Here is an 18,840-nt window from a genome sequence, read left to right on the forward strand (position 1 = left end):
ATATGACAGCCCAAGCACTCTACGCCCATTTACCTAGTGTTGATCTGATTTTAAATCATCAATCACAACAAGCCTTGATCAACCAATACGGCAAAGAGCATATCACCACCCTTGTTCGTCAATTACTCGACCAAGCCCGTGATAGCATCAAACAGCAACAACAATTGCCACTATGGTTAAGCCTAAATGAGTGTGATGGGCTGGCGCTGACACAACAAAAACAGCAGCGTATTGCCTTGTTCTCAGAGCAACTAGCGCAAGTCGCACAACCGCTTAGATCTAAAGGACAACGCCGTGTTTTTAACTTAACCGGCACTATCCTACACACCAATTTAGGTCGTGCTTTGCAAGCAGAAGCGGCGATCAAAGCGGTAACAGATGTCATGCGTTTTCCGTCTACCTTGGAATATTCACTGCAACAAGGTAAACGTGGTCACCGAGATCACGCCATTAGTGAACAACTCCAACAGTTGATTGGCTGTGAAGATGCCTGTTTGGTCAATAACAATGCCGCTGCCGTGCTCCTGATGTTGGCAAGTTTAGCCAACGGTAAAGAAGTGATTGTTTCACGCGGTGAGTTAGTTGAAATTGGTGGCTCGTTCCGTATTCCAGATGTAATGCGCCAAGCGGGATGCCAGTTAGTCGAAGTCGGCGCAACCAACCGTACTCATTTGAAAGATTACCAACAAGCGATCAATGAAAACACCGCACTACTGATGAAAGTACACACCAGTAATTTCATGATCCAAGGCTTTACCAGCGCAGTATCTGAAGCGGAGTTATGTGCACTAGGACGTTCCATGCAAGTGCCAGTGATCAGCGATTTAGGGAGCGGTTCATTAATTGATTTAGCCCAATACGGACTGCCAAGCGAGCCGATGCCACAAAAGATGCTGCAAGATGGCATTGATTTGGTGAGCTTCTCTGGCGACAAGCTATTAGGCGGGCCACAAGCTGGGATCATTGCAGGTAAATCTGAACTCATTGAGCTGCTGCAACATCACCCACTTAAACGTGCCCTTCGCTGTGACAAAATGACCTTAGCTGCGCTTGAAGCGACACTGAATTTATACCGTCATCCTGAGCGCTTACCTTGCGATCTACCCACACTTTCCATGCTTACTCGAAGCCTTGATGCCCTTACCGATTTAGGTCAGCGCCTGATACCCTACTGTCAGCAACTGGTTGGTCAGCATTTCACTGTCTCTGTAATGCCTTCAATGGGGCAAATTGGCAGTGGTGCATTACCAACGGAACAACTTGAATCTGTCGCATTGTGTTTCAGCGTTAACAATAATCAAACATCTCAAACGGTTAATGATCTTGCGGATCTTTTAGCAAGCGGCGAGATCCCAATTATCGGTCGTATCCACCATAACAAACTGTGGTTATGCCTACGTGGGATCAGCCATGAACAAGACTTTATCGCTCAGCTTGCACAGCTTTCACTTACCCATAACGAATAACCTATAACGCCACTTATGATAATCGCCACTGCTGGCCATGTTGATCATGGTAAAACCCATTTACTGCAAGCCTTAACCGGCACCAATGCCGATCGTTTACCTGAAGAGCAAAAACGTGGGCTTACCATTGATTTAGGCTATGCGTTTATGCCGTATTTATCGGCTACAACACAACAACAAGAAACCCTTGGTTTTATTGATGTTCCCGGACATGAGAAGTTTCTTTCCAACATGCTGGCAGGTGTTGGTACAGCTCATCATGCAATGTTAATCGTGGCTGGTGATGAAGGTATGATGGCGCAAAGCTATGAGCATTTAGCGATCCTACGTTTACTGGCAATGGATAGCTTAACCGTGGTGATCACCAAATCCGATCTCACTACAGTAGAGCAGCAACAGCAGCTAGAAGCACAGCTCACTCAACTCTTGTTTCAGCAAGGCTTTACCGAACCGCAGATCTTTCATTGCTCAGCCATAACAGGCGATGGCATTGATACCCTAAAACAGCATTTGTTCGCACTTTGTGACAATGAAAAGCAGCAACAGGATCAACAAGGTTTCCGCCTTGCTATCGATCGTGCCTTTCATGTCAAAGGGGCTGGTTTAGTTGTTACAGGTACAGCATTAAGTGGCAATATTACTGTTGGTGATAGCTTACAATTTGTCAGTCACCATAAATTAAAACAAGGCCTAGCACAGACCAAAACCGTGCGCATAAAAGGCTTACATGCCCAAGGAAAAACAGCACAAACGGCGATGGCAAACCAGCGTGTGGCAATGAATATTGTCGGTGATATTGATAAGCAGGATCTTAACCGTGGCGATTGGTTGCTCGAAATCGCCCCCAATACCGTGATCAATCGTGTGACTGTTGCACTAACAACCAATACCGATATTAAACACTGGCAAACGGTACAGCTTTTCCATGCTGCAACTCATACTACTGGTCGTATTGCGCTCCTTGAAGCTGATGAAGTCAAAGCTGGTAATTCCGTACTGGCTGAAATTACTTTCGATAGCCCATTATGTTTAGCTGAGCAAGATCGCTTATTGCTGCGTGATCCTGCCTTAAAAACAAATCTTGGTAGTGGCGTTATCATTGATTTACTGCCGCCTAATCGTGGTAAACGAAAACCTGAACGTTTAGCTTATTTAACCCAGCGCGCGACACTTAATGCGACTAAAGACATCGTCGCCTTTAAACTAGCCAATAAACCGCAATCTATCAGTGAATTAACGTGGCAACATCAATGCTCCAATATCGAACACCTCGCTTGTCATCAAGTTGATAATGAGATCAGCCAATACGGTGATGTCCTTTGTACTTCTGACTATCAAACACAACTACAGCAGCTAATTATTGAAAAGCTCGCCCAATACCACCAGCAAGAAAACGATCATATTGGTTTGGGTAAGGATCGCTTATATCGCATCGCGGCACTCAATCAACCGACAGCTATTTTTAATGCCCTTTTAACGCAGTTATTAGCACAGCAAATTATTATCAATACCCGTGGTTGGTTACACCTTGCTAGCCACCAACTTCAATTGACCGAGCAAGAGCAACACCACTGGCTCCACGTTGCACAGATGATGCAGACCAGCCAAGAGCCTTGGTGGGTTCGCGATCTTGCTAATGCGTGCGATATTGATGAAGACGAACTACGTACACTTAGCTATAAATTGGCACAACTGGGTTATATCTCTGCCATCGTGAAAGATCGTTATGTTACGCATGAGTATTTAATTCACATCGCCAATGCGGTACGAAAGCATATCGAGCAGAACCAAAAACTAGAAACAGCAGATTTTAGAAACCTAAGCCAATTAGGACGCAAAGTAGCGGTGCAAATATTGGAATACTTAGACAAGATTGGATTTACAAAAAGAAAGTTTAATTACCGCGAATTGCGAGATGAAGATTTACTGAAAGGATAAACAAACGAAGTGGCGGAAGAACATAGGAGTCGAACCTACCCAGGACTGCTGGCAGCCCTACCCGGATTTGAAATCCGGACGCATCACCGGATACGCCGTTCTTCCTCATTTGTGTGATGTATTTTATGCATTAAAGGTATGGTTATCAACTGCTATCACTTAAATTCAGGGATAGCAGTTGTTTTTTAAGATCAACTGATTAAATATCAAACTACTTCATTTGCTGATCTAAATTCAAAATCGTTAATGCGTTACTCACGCTCGTTGCCAGCACATCAACCACACCCGAACGCAATGCGCCTAATAAGGCCAGCGCCTTACTATTTTCAGCTGCAACTACAACCACGGTTGGAATGTGGCGCAACTCTTCCATGGTTAAACCAATGACACGATCGCTCATCATGGTGTCGGCTTGTTTACCGTGACTATCAAAAAAGTCATAACCGGCAATATCACCCACCACGCCTTTACGAATACGGGCTTCAACAATCTCTTGTGGTGTGAACCAACCTAACTTCACCATATGGCTGTTTTCATTCATATCACCGACACCCACTAACGCCACATCAGCACGACGCGCACGATCTAACGTCTCTTTAACTGTGCCGTTTTTCATGAAGGCTTCTTTTACCACAATGTCTTCAACGTACGCTGGGGCATACAAGGTTTCACTGATGCCATCATATTTTTTCGCTAACTGACGACAAATATGATCGGCATTAATTGCATTACCAGAGCGGTGAGTACCACCAATACCACACACAAAACGACATTTACGGTGCGGCACCACCCCCACATGGCTAGCAATCGAGGCAATATTACGCCCCTGACCGACCGATACCACCATATCATCAGTGAGGGTTGCGGTAAGATAACTGGACACTAAACTCGCCACTTGCTGGCGTTGGGTTTCATCATCAGGCTGATCAAGTGCTACCAATGCACGTTTTAGATTAAAGCGTTCAATCAGTTGCTGCTCTAACTTTTCACTAAATACTGGGTGGTATTTGACGGTGATTTCCACCACTCCCTCTTCACGAGCACGGCGCAGTAAACGCCCCACTTTAGCGCGAGACATACCAAAACGCTGAGAGATCTCTTCTTGAGTCGCACCATCCTGATAATAAGCAATGGCGATCTCGGTCAGTAAATCGCTATCTACATGATTACTGTCAGTGCTGTTTGTACTCATTTTCAATCCTTTATTCTATCGCGATACGGTTAACCAGTTGATTTTAACACTTTTCAATCAATAAGCAGATGATTAATTATTTTTAATAACAGAGTACATTAAATACCTAAAAAGAATTTAACAATACATCCATTCTTTATATTTAATTCATGACTAATAAAATTAAATCAGCATTTTAATATCCAATTATTATTTTAAAAAAACTAAATTTAATATAACGACTAAACTAAAAATAATAATCATATCTATATTGGTTATATTTGGATCAGATATTAATCAACAGCTATTTCTATACGCTTATTTTATTAAGAATAACAACCAAAACAAAAATGCAACTTCACACCTATTCTATTAAGGCATAGTATCCTGCTGCATATGCCATGTTACACATAACAATCTCTATTAATCACATTTACTTTTCATTTATATGATCAGGGATAGCAAATGAAACCGTCTATCATTGCTAATAAAACGCATGTTAAAAATGCTAATAATGATATTAATTCAAATAGTTACAGCATTAATAACACTATTAGTCATTTAATACACAATCAGATCCAAACAACAGATACGCCTTCTTCTACACATGATTTAAACGCCCTCTATAACTACATTCTTGATGGCAATGACCCATCAGTATTACCTGCACCAGGGGCGGGTCATGCCGTTAACGGCGGTGGTGATTTTGGCTATGTCACTATTGAAAGAAATAATAGTGAAGTTATTGCAACAACACCAAATAGCGAAATAAATAGTAACTTAAATATTAATGAAGTAGATCAATCATTATCTCAATTAAATATTAACGTTCTTCATAATGACGTTGTGACTAATAATCTAGACACAAAGGATTATTACTCTGTACAAGAAGATAATTGTTTAGCGTTAAATATTAATACACATAATAACGAAATAATCAGTATTAATAACATTCTATTATCCGGTGAAAAACAAGATATTTCACTTGCTCATGGTCAGATCCATATTAATAACAATGGTGCGATCACTTTTACCCCAAATAAAGACTTTAATGGCGATGTTTCATTCGATTATACCGTAAAAGGTGAAACAGCCGATTCTACTCACGCTATCAATATAGACGTTACCCCTATGAACGATGCACCACATTTAACAAGCCCAGAAGCTAATCAAAACAACTACATTAACACCCAATATGTCGAAGGAACTGGTGCACAATACCTGATCCCAAATGCCACCATTTCAGATGTTGATAGCAAGACATTAACCAAAGCTATTTTCACCATTACACCAGATGTCAATCACGATGGTATTAATGGCTATGATGCTGTGCATGAGTACCTACAACTGGATCCTGCCATGAGCGATAAATTCCAGTTAGTCCAATCGTTTGATTATTCAAAAGATGCAGGGAGCTGGATCTTAACAACCAAAGACGGTACGCCAGCTTCAATTCATGATTTCGAACAAGCTATCCATGCGGTGCAATACGTTAATACCGCAGAATCTATGACTGGCCTTAACGGCGTAAAATCGCTAGGTGTCGATGTTTACGATGATCACAACGCTTTTAGTAACCGCCTAAGCATCAGACTTGATCCTATCAATGTGAATGATGCGCCTGTTGCAACAGCCGATGATGCACAAAACGGTTGGATCACTCGTCACTACACTGAAAACTCAGGCCAACAGCAACTACTGTCACACGTAACACTGAGTGATGTTGATAGCCAACATTTATCTTATGTTGAGATCACCATGACGACTGAAGGCAACTTCAACCGCTTTGACGCAGCACATGATCACTTTACTCTTTCTCCTAAATTTGCCGATCAATTTACGCTCGTTCAACACATTGAAGAGGGTGCTGCTGTATGGACACTTGCCGCTAAACATGGCGCTCAGTTAAGTGTGCAAGATTTCCAAGCCGCACTACAGTCAATTAGCTATGAAAATACCGCAGAATCCATGACCGGCCTTAACGGTGCAAAGTCTTTCGGTATCAACGTGTTTGATGATCACCATGCCGCAAATGATGCTTTCTCTGTTAACGTTATTATGAATAACGTTAATGATGCACCCGTTGCAACAGCGGATGATGTACAAAACGGTTGGATCACTCGTACTTACAGTGAAAATGCAGGTCCACAGCAATTACTGTCTGACGTTACATTACAAGATGTTGATAGCCAGCATTTATCTTATGTTGAAATCACCATGACAACAGAAGGTAATATTAATCGCTTCGATGCTACGCATGATCACTTTACTTTAGATGCTGCTTTTGCCGATAAATTTACCCTTGTTCAGCACGTTGAAGAAGGTGCTGCAGTATGGACACTAGCAACAAAAGATGGCGCACAGCTAAGCGTGCAAGATTTCCAAGCCGCACTACAGTCAATTAGCTACGAAAATACCGCAGAATCCATGACCGGCCTTAACGGTGCGAAGTCTTTCGGTATCAACGTGTTTGATGATCACCATGCAGCGAACGATGCTTTCTCTATCAATGTGATCATGAACGATGCGCCAATCACAGCAACTGACGATATGCAAAATGGCTGGATCACTCGCACTTACAGTGAAAATGCAGGTCCACAACAGCTACTAACAGATGTTGCCTTAAAAGATATTGATAGCGAGCATCTTGATCGTATTGTTATCACTATGGATGCAAGCAAAGATCATAATGCTTTTGATGCTGCGCATGATCATTTCAGCTTACCGCCAGAACTAGCTCATGAGTTTACTCTAACAGCAGATCATGATGACAACGCAGCAACATGGACGCTACAGGCGACAGATCCTGCACACACAACGGTTGAAGACTACCAAAATGCACTGCATGCACTATGTTACGAAAATACCGCTAACAGCATGACAGGATTAAATGCAGCTAAATCATTTGGCATTAATGTTATGGATGATCAGCATGCACTAAATAAAGCATTTTCTGTCAATCTATTAATGAATGATGCACCTATCGCAACCGCTGATGATGTGCAAAATGGCTGGATCACACGTAGTTACCAGGAAGGGACGGGGGAGCAAGCATTACTGTCTGATGTAACACTGACTGACGTAGATAGCCAACACCTTTCTCGTGTTGTGATCAGTATGGATGCAAGCAAAGATCACAACGGCTTTGATGCAACTCATGATCACTTCACACTAGCTAAATCTCTGGAAAATACTTTCACTCTAACGGCAGATCACAACAGTGCTCAAGCAACATGGACACTGGTTGCAAAAGCTGGCACGACCCCAAGTGTTGAAGATTTCCAACATGCGCTACAAACACTGACTTACAGCAATACTGCTGACAGTATGACAGGTCTCAATGGGGCGAAGTCTTTTGGCATCAACGTGGTTGATGATCAAAATGCAGTCAATAAAACCCTTTCTGTCAATGTTGTGATGCATGAACAAGCAACAGCACAACAAGCACTACATGCGTTAAGTGAAGCTGCGCAAAACAGTGTGGATACCACACCATTTATCCATACTGATAGCATGAACCACCATGGCTGGGTATTTGAAAATTACAACGCCGATAAAGGTCTACTAGCCGATATTAGCCTAAGCAGTGCTCATACGATCCATCGTGCTGAAATTACCATTACACCCGATGTGAATAGTGATGGTCACAATGGTTTTGACAGCGAACATGATCACCTAACTTTAGATGATGCCTTCTCTGCACACTTTACTTTAAAAGCAGAACCGTACACTGATGTTCATACCAAGCAACTCACTGGTCGTTGGGAGCTAATCGCTAATGGTGAAGTGAGCAATAATGACTTTGAAGCCGCACTACGTAGCTTACATTACACCAATAGTGCAGATCATTTTGATGGTTTAAATGGTGCGAAAACATTTGGTCTAAACATTTATAACCAACAAGGCACCATGAGCAACCGTATCTCTATTGGTATGAACTTACATGCTGCGACAGCAACCCATGAAATTGCGCATGATGGTAAGTACACCAATGACACCCTAAATGGTGGCCATGATAGTGACATCATGATTGGCGATACCAAAGGTATTCAAATTATCCCAGGTGAAAACTACAACATTGCTTTCATCTTAGATACCTCTCGCAGCATGTACACCGACTCCGTGTTATTCCACTCATCGGCTTACCATGACTCATTAGTACAAATTGATACCGTACTAACACAGCTACAATCAGACATGAACCAAGGTATTGAAAACAGTGCAATTCAACATGGTCATATCAATGTATCTCTGATTGCAATGAATGGTAGCGCAACTGTTGAGAATATCGATTTAGTGCACTTTAAAGCAGGTGATCTTGTTGCTCAGTACGCAAAAGGTTTCGGTAATAAAATTTCCGATATCTTCCATGGTACTAACTATCAAGATGCCTTTATGAAGGCAAAAGAGTGGTTTACCCATGATGCTGCACACAACCACGGCAATAATGTGACGTACTTATTTACCGATGGTAAAGCCACCTGTGATAACTCCTCATCATGGTTTACAACAGATGCCACCATCAACGAGCACGCTGTTAAAGCCTTTAACGAGCTACAACATGTATCCCCTACCGTTGAAGCGATTGGTATCAATGATGACATCAAAGCTGACACGTTAAGCCAGTTTGATACTGATGGTCATGTTCGCACGAATATCGACGCCAAAGATATTGCGCAGATCGTACTAGGCCATGAAGAAGCCATCACCGATGAAGGTGCTGACACCATTAATGGCCATGCTGGTAACGATATTATTTTCGGTGACATCATTAAGTTTGATGATAGCCATGACGCACAAGGCTACAGCGCAATTAAAGAGCATGTTGCACACGCAACGCATCAACCAGCTGCAGATCTAAATAACCATGAAGTAGCAAGTTACATCGAGCAGCATGCCGCTGAATTTGATATCTCACATACTAAAGATGCCAATGACAGCATCAACGGTGGTAGCGGTAACGACATCATCTTTGGTCAAGGTGGCAACGATACCCTACATGGCAACTTTGGTGATGACATGCTATTTGGTGGCCAAGGTAATGACATTCTAGCAGGTGGTCTTGGTAACGATACACTAACGGGTGGCGAAGGTAATGATACCTTTAAATTTGCCAACCAAAGCCTATACCGTGAAACCGATACCATCACAGATTTCGATGTTCACCACGATAAGTTAGATCTGTCTGATTTGATCCATAACTCAGCATCAATTGAAGATGTGTTATCAATCTCAGGTAAAGGTAACGACACACTCATTACCATTGAGAGCCAAGGACAAGTCGATGCGCATCATGATGAATTAAGCATTGTATTGAAAAATACCAATACTGAAACTTTCATCAAAAACGCAGGTGTGATCACCAATCACCTCCTTGATAGCAACGAAGCAAAAGCGATCTTTGCCCATGATAGCCATCATGCCGCATCGGATCATGTGGCTTTAGATACCTATCACCACCACGATGCCATTTGTTAATCCATCTAATTAATTAGCATCCACATTTAATAATGGGAATAGATGTTTATCTATTCCCATTTGTTGCATTTAAATAAAAGTAAGAGAACCGTCTGTGGTATCAACGACCGTTAATCAAAATGAGCAATGGCATATTTCCGCCTCACAATCCGTTACCGAAGATCCATTATTAGATGCCTTAGTATTAATCTCAGAGTATTACGGCAATCCCTGCTCTGGCGAAGCATTAGTCGCAGGCTTACCCCTATCTAACGCTTGGTTAACGCCAGATATTTTCCCACAAGCAGCCACCCGTGCTGGGCTTAAAACCAAACTCATTAGAAAGCCGCTAAACACTATTTCAGCGATTTCAATGCCGTGCGTTTTATTATTAGAAGATAAACGTGCCTGTATTTTGTATTCCATTGATAACGATGAAAACAAAGCCGTTATTCAATTACCCGAAAATGGCGGTGAAACCGAGATCACCCTCGATGAATTAAATGCACTTTATACCGGCTATGCGTTTTTAATTAAGAAACAACTGCGTGGTGATAAAAGTATCGATACCCACTTACATGTCAATGAAGGCCATTGGCTATGGGTAATGATCAAAGAAGCCAGCCCTATTTACCGTGATGCTTTATTTGCTTCAGTATTAATCAACCTATTCGTACTCATCTCACCGCTATTTATGATGAATGTGTACGACAAGATCTTACCTAACCTTGCTTTTGAATCGCTTTGGGTACTGGCAACAGGTGCGATTGTCGCTTTCACCTTCGATTTTATTATTCGCCATATGCGAAGCTACTTAATTGATATCGCAGGTAAAAAAATCGACGTGATCGTGTCATCACGGTTATTTGCCAAAGCGATGAACATGCCGCTTGAGAAAAAATCCCCGTCCGTGGGTGGCATGGCAAAACAATTGAGTGAATTTGATAGCGTGCGAGACATGCTGACGTCAGCCACCATCACGACCTTGGTTGATTTACCATTTGCACTACTATTCTTATTTATTATCTATTTTGTCTCTGGCAATTTAGCGGTGATCCCGCTGCTTTCTGGCGTTGTGATTTTGCTGTATACCGCTTATATCCAACCTAAATTAAAACGTGCCGTAGAAGAGTCGAATAAATTCTCTAGCCTTAAAAACGCCCACTTAATTGAAAGTTTAAGTGCGATTGAATCCATTAAGTCCAATGTTGCTGAAGGGATCATGCAGCATACATGGCAACAAATGATTGCCCACACCGCAGACTGGCAACTTAAAATCAAAGAGCTTTCTAATTCAGTCTCTTACCTTGCAACTTATATTACTCAACTGACATCTATTTTTGTTGTGATCTTAGGTGTCTACCAAGTCTCTGCTGGGCATATTTCAATGGGTGGCATCATTGCTGCGGTCATGCTGTCTGGACGAGTCGTCTCGCCAATGGCGCAACTTGCTAGCTTATTAACCCGTGGTAACCAAACCGCCACGGCATTGCGTCAACTCGACATGATCATGCAGCAAGAAGATGAATTCTCAGAAAAAGGGCATTTGATCAATCGCCAACGACTACAGGGAAAAATCACCGCTAATCATATTGAATTTACTTACCCAAACAGTGATGAAGCGATCCTCGCACCGACCTCTTTCACCATTAATCCCGGTGAACGTGTTGCTATCTTAGGTAAAAACGGCTCAGGCAAAAGCTCTCTTGCCAAAATGTTAGCTGGACTCTATCAGCCAACTACGGGACATCTCCTGTTTGATGGCGTGGAATCAAAGCAAATTCACCCAGCCGATCTACGTCGTAATATCGGTTACATGCCACAAGACATCACGCTGATCCACGGCACTATCCGCGACAACATTATGTTTGGTAAACGCCAAGTTACCGAGCATCAATTGCTACGTGCAATCCATCTTTCAGGCGTCGCACAATTTACCGCAGAGAACAATGAAGGGTTAGATAAACAAGTCGGTGAAGGCGGTGCTGCGCTATCTCGTGGACAACGACAAGCTGTTGTACTTGCCCGTGCCATTTTAGCCGATCCTTCCATCCTGCTCATGGATGAACCTACCGCTAGTATGGATGCCTCTGCTGAAAAGCAATTTATCCACAACATGGCAAGAGTGTCTCAGCAACGCACCCTTATTTTGATCACCCACAAAATGTCCCTGCTGCAATTAGTCGATCGGATCATCGTGCTCGACAAAGGCCACATCATTGCCAATGGTCCTCGAGATCAAGTGCTTCAACAACTGAGTCAAGGCGTAACGACAGGAGCTTCACACCATGAATAATCAACACACGCCTGACGAATTAGCGATGGCAGATGATCTCTATAGCGCCATGCTAATGGAGTCTCCTCGCTTACATCGCATGGTTATCCGTATTTTTTGCGCCATGATCTTTGCCTTTATTGTATGGGCCTATTTTGCCAATGTTGACCAAGTTACCCGTGGTAACGGCAAAGTGATCCCCTCATCACAAGTCCAAATCATTCAAAGTTTGGATGGCGGTATTTTAGAAGCCATGTATGTTAAAGAAGGAATGCAGGTCAAAAAAGGGCAACCGCTCGCTCGCATCGACGACACCCGCTTTTTATCTGATTTCGCCCAACAAGAAGATGAAGTGGATAGCTTAAATGCCAATATCACACGTCTTCAGCACGAGTTAACAAGCATCACTATAGATAAAAACGAACCAGACTGGCGTAAGCAAGTCACCATGAATACGCCCCCGTTACAGTTCTCTGCCGATCTCGAAAAAACAGAGCAGCACCTCGTACAGCAGCAAAAAGAAGAATATCAAAGCCGGATGGCAGAGTTTTCTAATCAGCTCGATATTCTTGGTCGTCAGGTCATTCAAAAAGAGCAGGAAAGTCACACCCTAGCACTGCAATTAAGCACGCTAAAAAACAGCTTAAGCCTAATTCATCAAGAGCTGAATATGACTATCCCTATGGCGAAAAAAGGCATTGTGTCAGAAGTCGATATGTTGCAATTACAGCGTAAAGTGAATGACATGAAAGGCGAGCGTTCAAAGCTATATAGCCAAATTGAAAAGGCGAAATCAGCGCAAGATGAAGCGATCCTAAAACGCCAAGAAGCGGTACTCAATTACAGAAAAGATGTACGCCAAAAGATCAACGAATTGAGCGCTCGTCTTTCTCGCTTAACAGAAGCACAAGTTGGTGCAAAAGATAAAGTCGACAAAGCAGTTATTACCTCTCCGGTAAACGGCACCATTAAATCAATCAAAATCAACACGATTGGTGGTGTTATCAAACCGGGTGTCGATATTTTAGAAATCGTTCCTACCGAAGATCAGCTATTGATTGAAGCCAAGATTGCACCAAAAGACATTGCCTTTTTGCATCCTGGGCTACCTGCAGTCGTCAAAGTCAGTGCTTATAACTTTACTCGTTATGGCGGGCTAAAAGGTACCGTAGAAAACATCAGTGCCGATACTTCGCAAGATAACAAAGGCAACAGTTACTACATCATCAAGGTAAGAACCAAGCACTCTAGCCTGATCAAAAAAGATGGTACACCGATGCCAATTATTCCCGGCATGCTGACATCCGTAGATGTGATCACCGGTAAACGCAGCATTTTAGATTACATCTTAAATCCAATCCTTCGTGCCAAAGATATGGCATTCCAAGAAAGATAACAGACACATTTTTAGCAACAAAACAGCGGCAATATCTCATGAAAAAAAATATCATCACACTCACTATCGTTTCAGCTTTTTTATCGCAAACAGCAACTGCTGAAACGTTAGAGCAAGCTATGTCTCATACCATTCAAACCAACCCGAAGGTATTACAAGCACTACATCAATACCAAGCTAGTGAGCAACAAATCGCCCAAGAAAAGGCTGATTACTTACCTAGCCTTGATTTACATTCAAGCTATCGCTCTGATAATACCGACGATAAAAACAACAAAGACTTACAATCTTACTCTGGCGATATTAGTCTTAACTTGCACCAAAATATCTTTAATGGTCTTTACACCACTCACCAAGTAGAAAAGCTAAAAAATCAAACCCTAGCTAAACAATGGAGCTTGATTTCTGTTGCTGAAGATACTGCACTACAAGTCGCTAAAGCTTACCTGCACTATATTGAAGCCGAAAAGCTGGTGACACTTGCTAAACACAATGTTGAAAAGCACCAAAGCATTTATCAACGCATTAAAGAAAAAACAGAATCAGGTTTAGGCTCTGTTGCTGATCTCTCTCAGATCCGTGGTCGTTTAGCTCGTGCTCGCTCAAATTTAATCGCTGCAAACAACAATCTAGCAGATGCACGTGCTGAATATATTGCCGTTACCAATGAACAGCCTGTTGACCTAAACGCACCCAACATCAATATGTCAGTGATGCCAACATCACTACATAGTGCGATCCAAGTTGCCGCTAAGAATCACCCAACCATTCGTGCTGCGCTGAGTAATATTGATGCGCTTCACGCCGATCAAACCTCAGTCAAATCAAACTACCTACCACAATTTGATTTAGAACTAGGGAAAGATTGGTCTGATAAGTCTTTCGATAGTCATCACAGCTTTGATAACTCACAGCAACAAACCTATGCCGCCATTGAAATGCGCTACAACCTATTTAAAGGTGGCAAAGATATAGCTAAAGAAAAAGAGCTCGCATACCGACTATCTGATTCTAAAGATGCTGAAGCATATACTTATCGACAAGTCGTAGAAGGCACAACACTAGCTTGGAACGCTTATCAATATGTATCAGAACAACTGGGCTACATTAAACAACACATTGATGCAGCCAAAGACACACAAGCGAGCTACGCTCAACAATTCAAATTGGGACAACGTTCATTAGTCGATCTGCTTGATGCTGAAAACGAGTTATTTGAAGCACGTAAAGATTACTTAAAATCAGAAAGTGATAAGACAATTGCTTATTACCGCATCTTAAATGCGACAGGACAGCTACTGCCATCAACTCACACCCAGTTACCTAATACTTGGCAGGTATCAACATCACAACACAGCGCATAAATGTATGCCTAACAAATGAATCACAAAGCCTACTTTTATGTAGGCTTTTTTTCATCTCAAGCATCTAAAAATTATCTGATAACGACACCAGACACTTGTACAACGATTAAGCCTATAACAACCAAAAAGCTAACCACTATTCTGCTTTAAATATCCCCATATCAAAACAACACCCTAACAGTTTGTTTTTAAAGAACAAAGTAAAGTGTACAGCTTTTTACCTTCCGTAGCACAAAAGCTATTTAAGCTGTACAAGCTGATGTTCATACATAAAACATCAGCATTTCTGCTAGGGTCGCATTCAATCGGGACTAGAACCTGAGCCCCGATATGACAGGCCGCTAAGCCATCCAATAAAGAGACTAGCTAACTGAACGACCAGCTCATTCGAATAAATTTAACTTATCTAAAACGCAAAAAAGCCCCGCTATTTCTAGCGAGGCTTCTTAATAAGTGGCGGAGCGGACGGGACTCGAACCCGCGACCCCCGGCGTGACAGGCCGGTATTCTAACCAACTGAACTACCGCTCCGACGAACATGGATGTTCTAATATCGCGAAGCCATGGATGGCTAAGAGCGATAACACCACATGCGATATCCATAGTTCAAATAGATATCTAATTTTATAACTTCCAGCTATTAGCTAAAAGTGAAATTTGAAGCCTGGCGATGTCCTACTCTCACATGGGGAGGCCCCACACTACCATCGGCGCTATTACGTTTCACTACTGAGTTCGGCATGGGATCAGGTGGGTCCATAATGCTATGGTCGCCAAGCAAATTCGGTACAATCTTAGAAAGCTGATTCTCAAACACACGTTCAAGTGTTCTTGGAGTCCGTATAAAACCCCTTGGGTGTTGTATGGTTAAGCCTCACGGGCAATTAGTATCGGTTAGCTCAATGCCTCACAGCACTTACACACCCGACCTATCAACGTTGTAGTCTTCAACAACCCTTTAGAGACCTTAAAGGTCTAGGGATGACTCATCTTGAGGCTCGCTTCCCGCTTAGATGCTTTCAGCGGTTATCGATTCCGAACTTAGCTACCGGGCAATGCGTCTGGCGACACAACCCGAACACCAGCGGTTCGTCCACTCCGGTCCTCTCGTACTAGGAGCAGCCCCTCTCAATCATCCAACGCCCACGGCAGATAGGGACCGAACTGTCTCACGACGTTCTAAACCCAGCTCGCGTACCACTTTAAATGGCGAACAGCCATACCCTTGGGACCGACTTCAGCCCCAGGATGTGATGAGCCGACATCGAGGTGCCAAACACCGCCGTCGATATGAACTCTTGGGCGGTATCAGCCTGTTATCCCCGGAGTACCTTTTATCCGTTGAGCGATGGCCCTTCCATTCAGAACCACCGGATCACTATGACCTGCTTTCGCACCTGCTCGACTTGTCAGTCTCGCAGTCAAGCGGGCTTATGCCATTGCACTAACCTCACGATGTCCGACCGTGATTAGCCCACCTTCGTGCTCCTCCGTTACTCTTTGGGAGGAGACCGCCCCAGTCAAACTACCCACCAGGCACTGTCCGTAACCCCGATAAGGGGTCGACGTTAGAACATCAAGCATACAAGGGTGGTATTTCAAGGACGACTCCATAACCGCTAGCGCGATTATTTCACAGTCTCCCACCTATCCTACACATGTAGGGTCAATGTTCAGTGCCAAGCTATAGTAAAGGTTCACGGGGTCTTTCCGTCTAGCCGCGGGGACGCAGCATCTTCACTGCGATTTCAATTTCACTGAGTCTCGGGTGGAGACAGCGTGGCCATCATTACGCCATTCGTGCAGGTCGGAACTTACCCGACAAGGAATTTCGCTACCTTAGGACCGTTATAGTTACGGCCGCCGTTTACCGGGGCTTCGATCAAGAGCTTCGCGTTACCGCTAACCCCATCAATTAACCTTCCGGCACCGGGCAGGCGTCACACCGTATACGTCATCTTTCGATTTTGCACAGTGCTGTGTTTTTAATAAACAGTTGCAGCCACCTGGTATCTGCGACTCCCGGCAGCTTAGAGAGCAAGTCTCATCACCGCTAGGAGCGTACCTTCTCCCGAAGTTACGGTACCATTTTGCCTAGTTCCTTCACCCGAGTTCTCTCAAGCGCCTTGGTATTCTCTACCTGATCACCTGTGTCGGTTTGGGGTACGATTCCTTATAATCTGAAGCTTAGAAGCTTTTCCCGGAAGCATGGCATCAATGACTTCAACACCGTAGTGTCTCGACATCGTATCTCAGCCTTAGGATGGTCCGGATTTGCCTAAACCATCAGCCTACATACTTGGACCTGGACAACCGTCGCCAGGCTCACCTAGCCTTCTCCGTCCCTCCATCGCAATTATAAGAAGTACGGGAATATTAACCCGTTTCCCATCGACTACGCCTTTCGGCCTCGCCTTAGGGGTCGACTTACCCTGCCCCGATTAACGTTGGACAGGAACCCTTGATCTTCCGGCGAGGGAGTTTTTCACTCCCTTTATCGTTACTCATGTCAGCATTCGCACTTCTGATACCTCCAGCGAGCTTTACAACTCACCTTCAACGGCTTACAGAACGCTCCCCTACCCAATGTGCAAAGTACATTGCCGCAGCTTCGGTGTATAGCTTAGCCCCGTTAAATCTTCCGCGCAGGCCGACTCGACCAGTGAGCTATTACGCTTTCTTTAAATGATGGCTGCTTCTAAGCCAACATCCTGGCTGTCTGAGCCTTCCCACATCGTTTCCCACTTAGCTATAACTTTGGGACCTTAGCTGGCGGTCTGGGTTGTTTCCCTCTTCACGACGGACGTTAGCACCCGCCGTGTGTCTCCCGGATAGTACTTACTGGTATTCGGAGTTTGCAAAGGGTTGGTAAGTCGGGATGACCCCCTAGCCTTAACAGTGCTCTACCCCCAGTAGTATTCGTCCGAGGCGCTACCTAAATAGCTTTCGGGGAGAACCAGCTATCTCCGAGTTTGATTGGCCTTTCACCCCTAGCCACAAGTCATCCGCTAATTTTTCAACATTAGTCGGTTCGGTCCTCCAGTAAGTGTTACCTCACCTTCAACCTGCCCATGGCTAGATCACTCGGTTTCGGGTCTAATCCTAGCAACTCATTCGCCCAGTTAAGACTCGGTTTCCCTACGGCTCCCCTAAACGGTTAACCTTGCTACTAAAATTAAGTCGCTGACCCATTATACAAAAGGTACGCAGTCACCCAACAAGTGGGCTCCTACTGCTTGTACGTACACGGTTTCAGGTTCTATTTCACTCCCCTCACAGGGGTTCTTTTCGCCTTTCCCTCACGGTACTGGTTCACTATCGGTCAGTCAGGAGTATTTAGCCTTGGAGGATGGTCCCCCCATATTCAGACAAGATAACACGTGTCCCGTCCTACTCGTTTTCACTGATAATGCGTTGTCGGTTACGGGCCTATCACCCTGTATCGCAGAACTTTCCAGAACTTTCACCTAACGCAAAACTAGCTTAAGGGCTAATCCGGTTTCGCTCGCCGCTACTGCCGGAATCTCGGTTGATTTCTCTTCCTCGGGGTACTTAGATGTTTCAGTTCCCCCGGTTCGCCTCGTGCTGCTATGTATTCACAACACGATACTTACTTATGTAAGTGGGTTTCCCCATTCGGAAATCCCAGAGTCACCGGTTTTTACTACCTCATCTGGGCTTATCGCAAGTTAATACGTCCTTCATCGCCTCTGACTGCCAAGGCATCCACCGTGTACGCTTAGTCACTTAACCATACAACCCCAAGAGGTTTC

Annotated in this window: 7 protein-coding genes, 2 tRNA genes and 2 rRNA genes; 6 read left to right on the forward strand and 5 right to left on the reverse strand. The window is 43.8% G+C overall.

What is annotated here, in order from left to right; genetic code table 11:
• Nucleotides 1–2: 2 nt before the first annotated feature.
• Both selA and selB read left to right on the forward strand, forming a co-directional pair.
• A complete protein-coding gene (gene selA / locus Q7657_RS20375) occupies nt 3–1,466 on the forward strand; it encodes an L-seryl-tRNA(Sec) selenium transferase (RefSeq protein WP_107165569.1) in 1,464 nt (487 codons plus the stop codon).
• 15 nt (nt 1,467–1,481) lie between these two features.
• Complete coding sequence (selB, locus tag Q7657_RS20380; RefSeq protein WP_107165570.1) at nt 1,482–3,404, forward strand: selenocysteine-specific translation elongation factor; 1,923 nt, start codon at nt 1,482–1,484, stop codon at nt 3,402–3,404.
• Between the two features lie 10 nt (nt 3,405–3,414).
• Here selB and Q7657_RS20385 read toward each other — a convergent pair.
• Together Q7657_RS20385 and Q7657_RS20390 are read right to left on the reverse strand one after the other, a co-directional pair.
• Nucleotides 3,415–3,509 (reverse strand) — tRNA-Sec (locus tag Q7657_RS20385).
• 106 nt (nt 3,510–3,615) lie between these two features.
• Nucleotides 3,616–4,596: a sugar-binding transcriptional regulator gene (locus Q7657_RS20390; protein ID WP_053989804.1), complete on the reverse strand. Its 981-nt coding sequence runs from the start codon at nt 4,594–4,596 to the stop codon at nt 3,616–3,618.
• Between the two features lie 444 nt (nt 4,597–5,040).
• Between Q7657_RS20390 and Q7657_RS20395 the strand changes: the two genes are divergently transcribed.
• The 4 genes from Q7657_RS20395 to Q7657_RS20410 all read left to right on the forward strand — a co-directional run bounded on the left by Q7657_RS20395 (nt 5,041) and on the right by Q7657_RS20410 (nt 15,067).
• Complete coding sequence (locus Q7657_RS20395) at nt 5,041–10,053, forward strand: cadherin-like domain-containing protein (RefSeq protein WP_107165571.1); 5,013 nt, start codon at nt 5,041–5,043, stop codon at nt 10,051–10,053.
• A gap of 94 nt (nt 10,054–10,147) precedes the next feature.
• On the forward strand, nt 10,148–12,328 hold the full coding sequence (locus tag Q7657_RS20400) for a type I secretion system permease/ATPase (protein WP_107165572.1): 2,181 nt from the start codon (nt 10,148–10,150) through the stop codon (nt 12,326–12,328).
• Nucleotides 12,321–13,703 carry an HlyD family type I secretion periplasmic adaptor subunit gene (locus tag Q7657_RS20405; RefSeq protein ID WP_107165573.1) on the forward strand — a complete coding sequence of 461 codons (1,383 nt, stop codon included), beginning with the start codon at nt 12,321–12,323 and terminating at the stop codon, nt 13,701–13,703. Before Q7657_RS20400 ends, Q7657_RS20405 begins: the two co-directional genes overlap by 8 nt.
• A 38-nt stretch (nt 13,704–13,741) precedes the next feature.
• Complete coding sequence (locus Q7657_RS20410) at nt 13,742–15,067, forward strand: TolC family outer membrane protein (RefSeq protein ID WP_107165574.1); 1,326 nt, start codon at nt 13,742–13,744, stop codon at nt 15,065–15,067.
• A 454-nt stretch (nt 15,068–15,521) separates the two neighbouring features.
• Here the strand turns inward: Q7657_RS20410 and Q7657_RS20415 are convergent.
• The 3 genes from Q7657_RS20415 to Q7657_RS20425 all read right to left on the reverse strand — a co-directional run bounded on the left by Q7657_RS20415 (nt 15,522) and on the right by Q7657_RS20425 (nt 18,820).
• Nucleotides 15,522–15,598: transfer RNA gene (locus Q7657_RS20415), tRNA-Asp, on the reverse strand.
• Between the two features lie 131 nt (nt 15,599–15,729).
• Nucleotides 15,730–15,845 (reverse strand): 5S ribosomal RNA (gene rrf, locus Q7657_RS20420).
• 85 nt (nt 15,846–15,930) lie between these two features.
• Nucleotides 15,931–18,820 (reverse strand): 23S ribosomal RNA (locus Q7657_RS20425).
• Between the last annotated feature and the right edge of the window lie 20 nt (nt 18,821–18,840).

The sequence above is a fragment of the Candidatus Photobacterium acropomis genome, from assembly GCF_030685555.1.
In the GTDB taxonomy this organism is placed as follows: Bacteria; Pseudomonadota; Gammaproteobacteria; order Enterobacterales; family Vibrionaceae; genus Photobacterium; species Photobacterium lucens.

Bases quoted from the DNA above. Each gene is read 5' to 3' on its own strand.
- Q7657_RS20405 (WP_107165573.1), top strand. From the start codon at position 12,321: ATGAATAATCAACACACGCCTGACGAATTAGCGATGGCAGATGATCTC.
- Q7657_RS20390 (WP_053989804.1), bottom strand. From the start codon at position 4,596: ATGAGTACAAACAGCACTGACAGTAATCATGTAGATAGCGATTTACTG.
- selA (WP_107165569.1), top strand. From the start codon at position 3: ATGACAGCCCAAGCACTCTACGCCCATTTACCTAGTGTTGATCTGATT.
- Q7657_RS20410 (WP_107165574.1), top strand. From the start codon at position 13,742: ATGAAAAAAAATATCATCACACTCACTATCGTTTCAGCTTTTTTATCG.
- Q7657_RS20395 (WP_107165571.1), top strand. From the start codon at position 5,041: ATGAAACCGTCTATCATTGCTAATAAAACGCATGTTAAAAATGCTAAT.
- selB (WP_107165570.1), top strand. From the start codon at position 1,482: ATGATAATCGCCACTGCTGGCCATGTTGATCATGGTAAAACCCATTTA.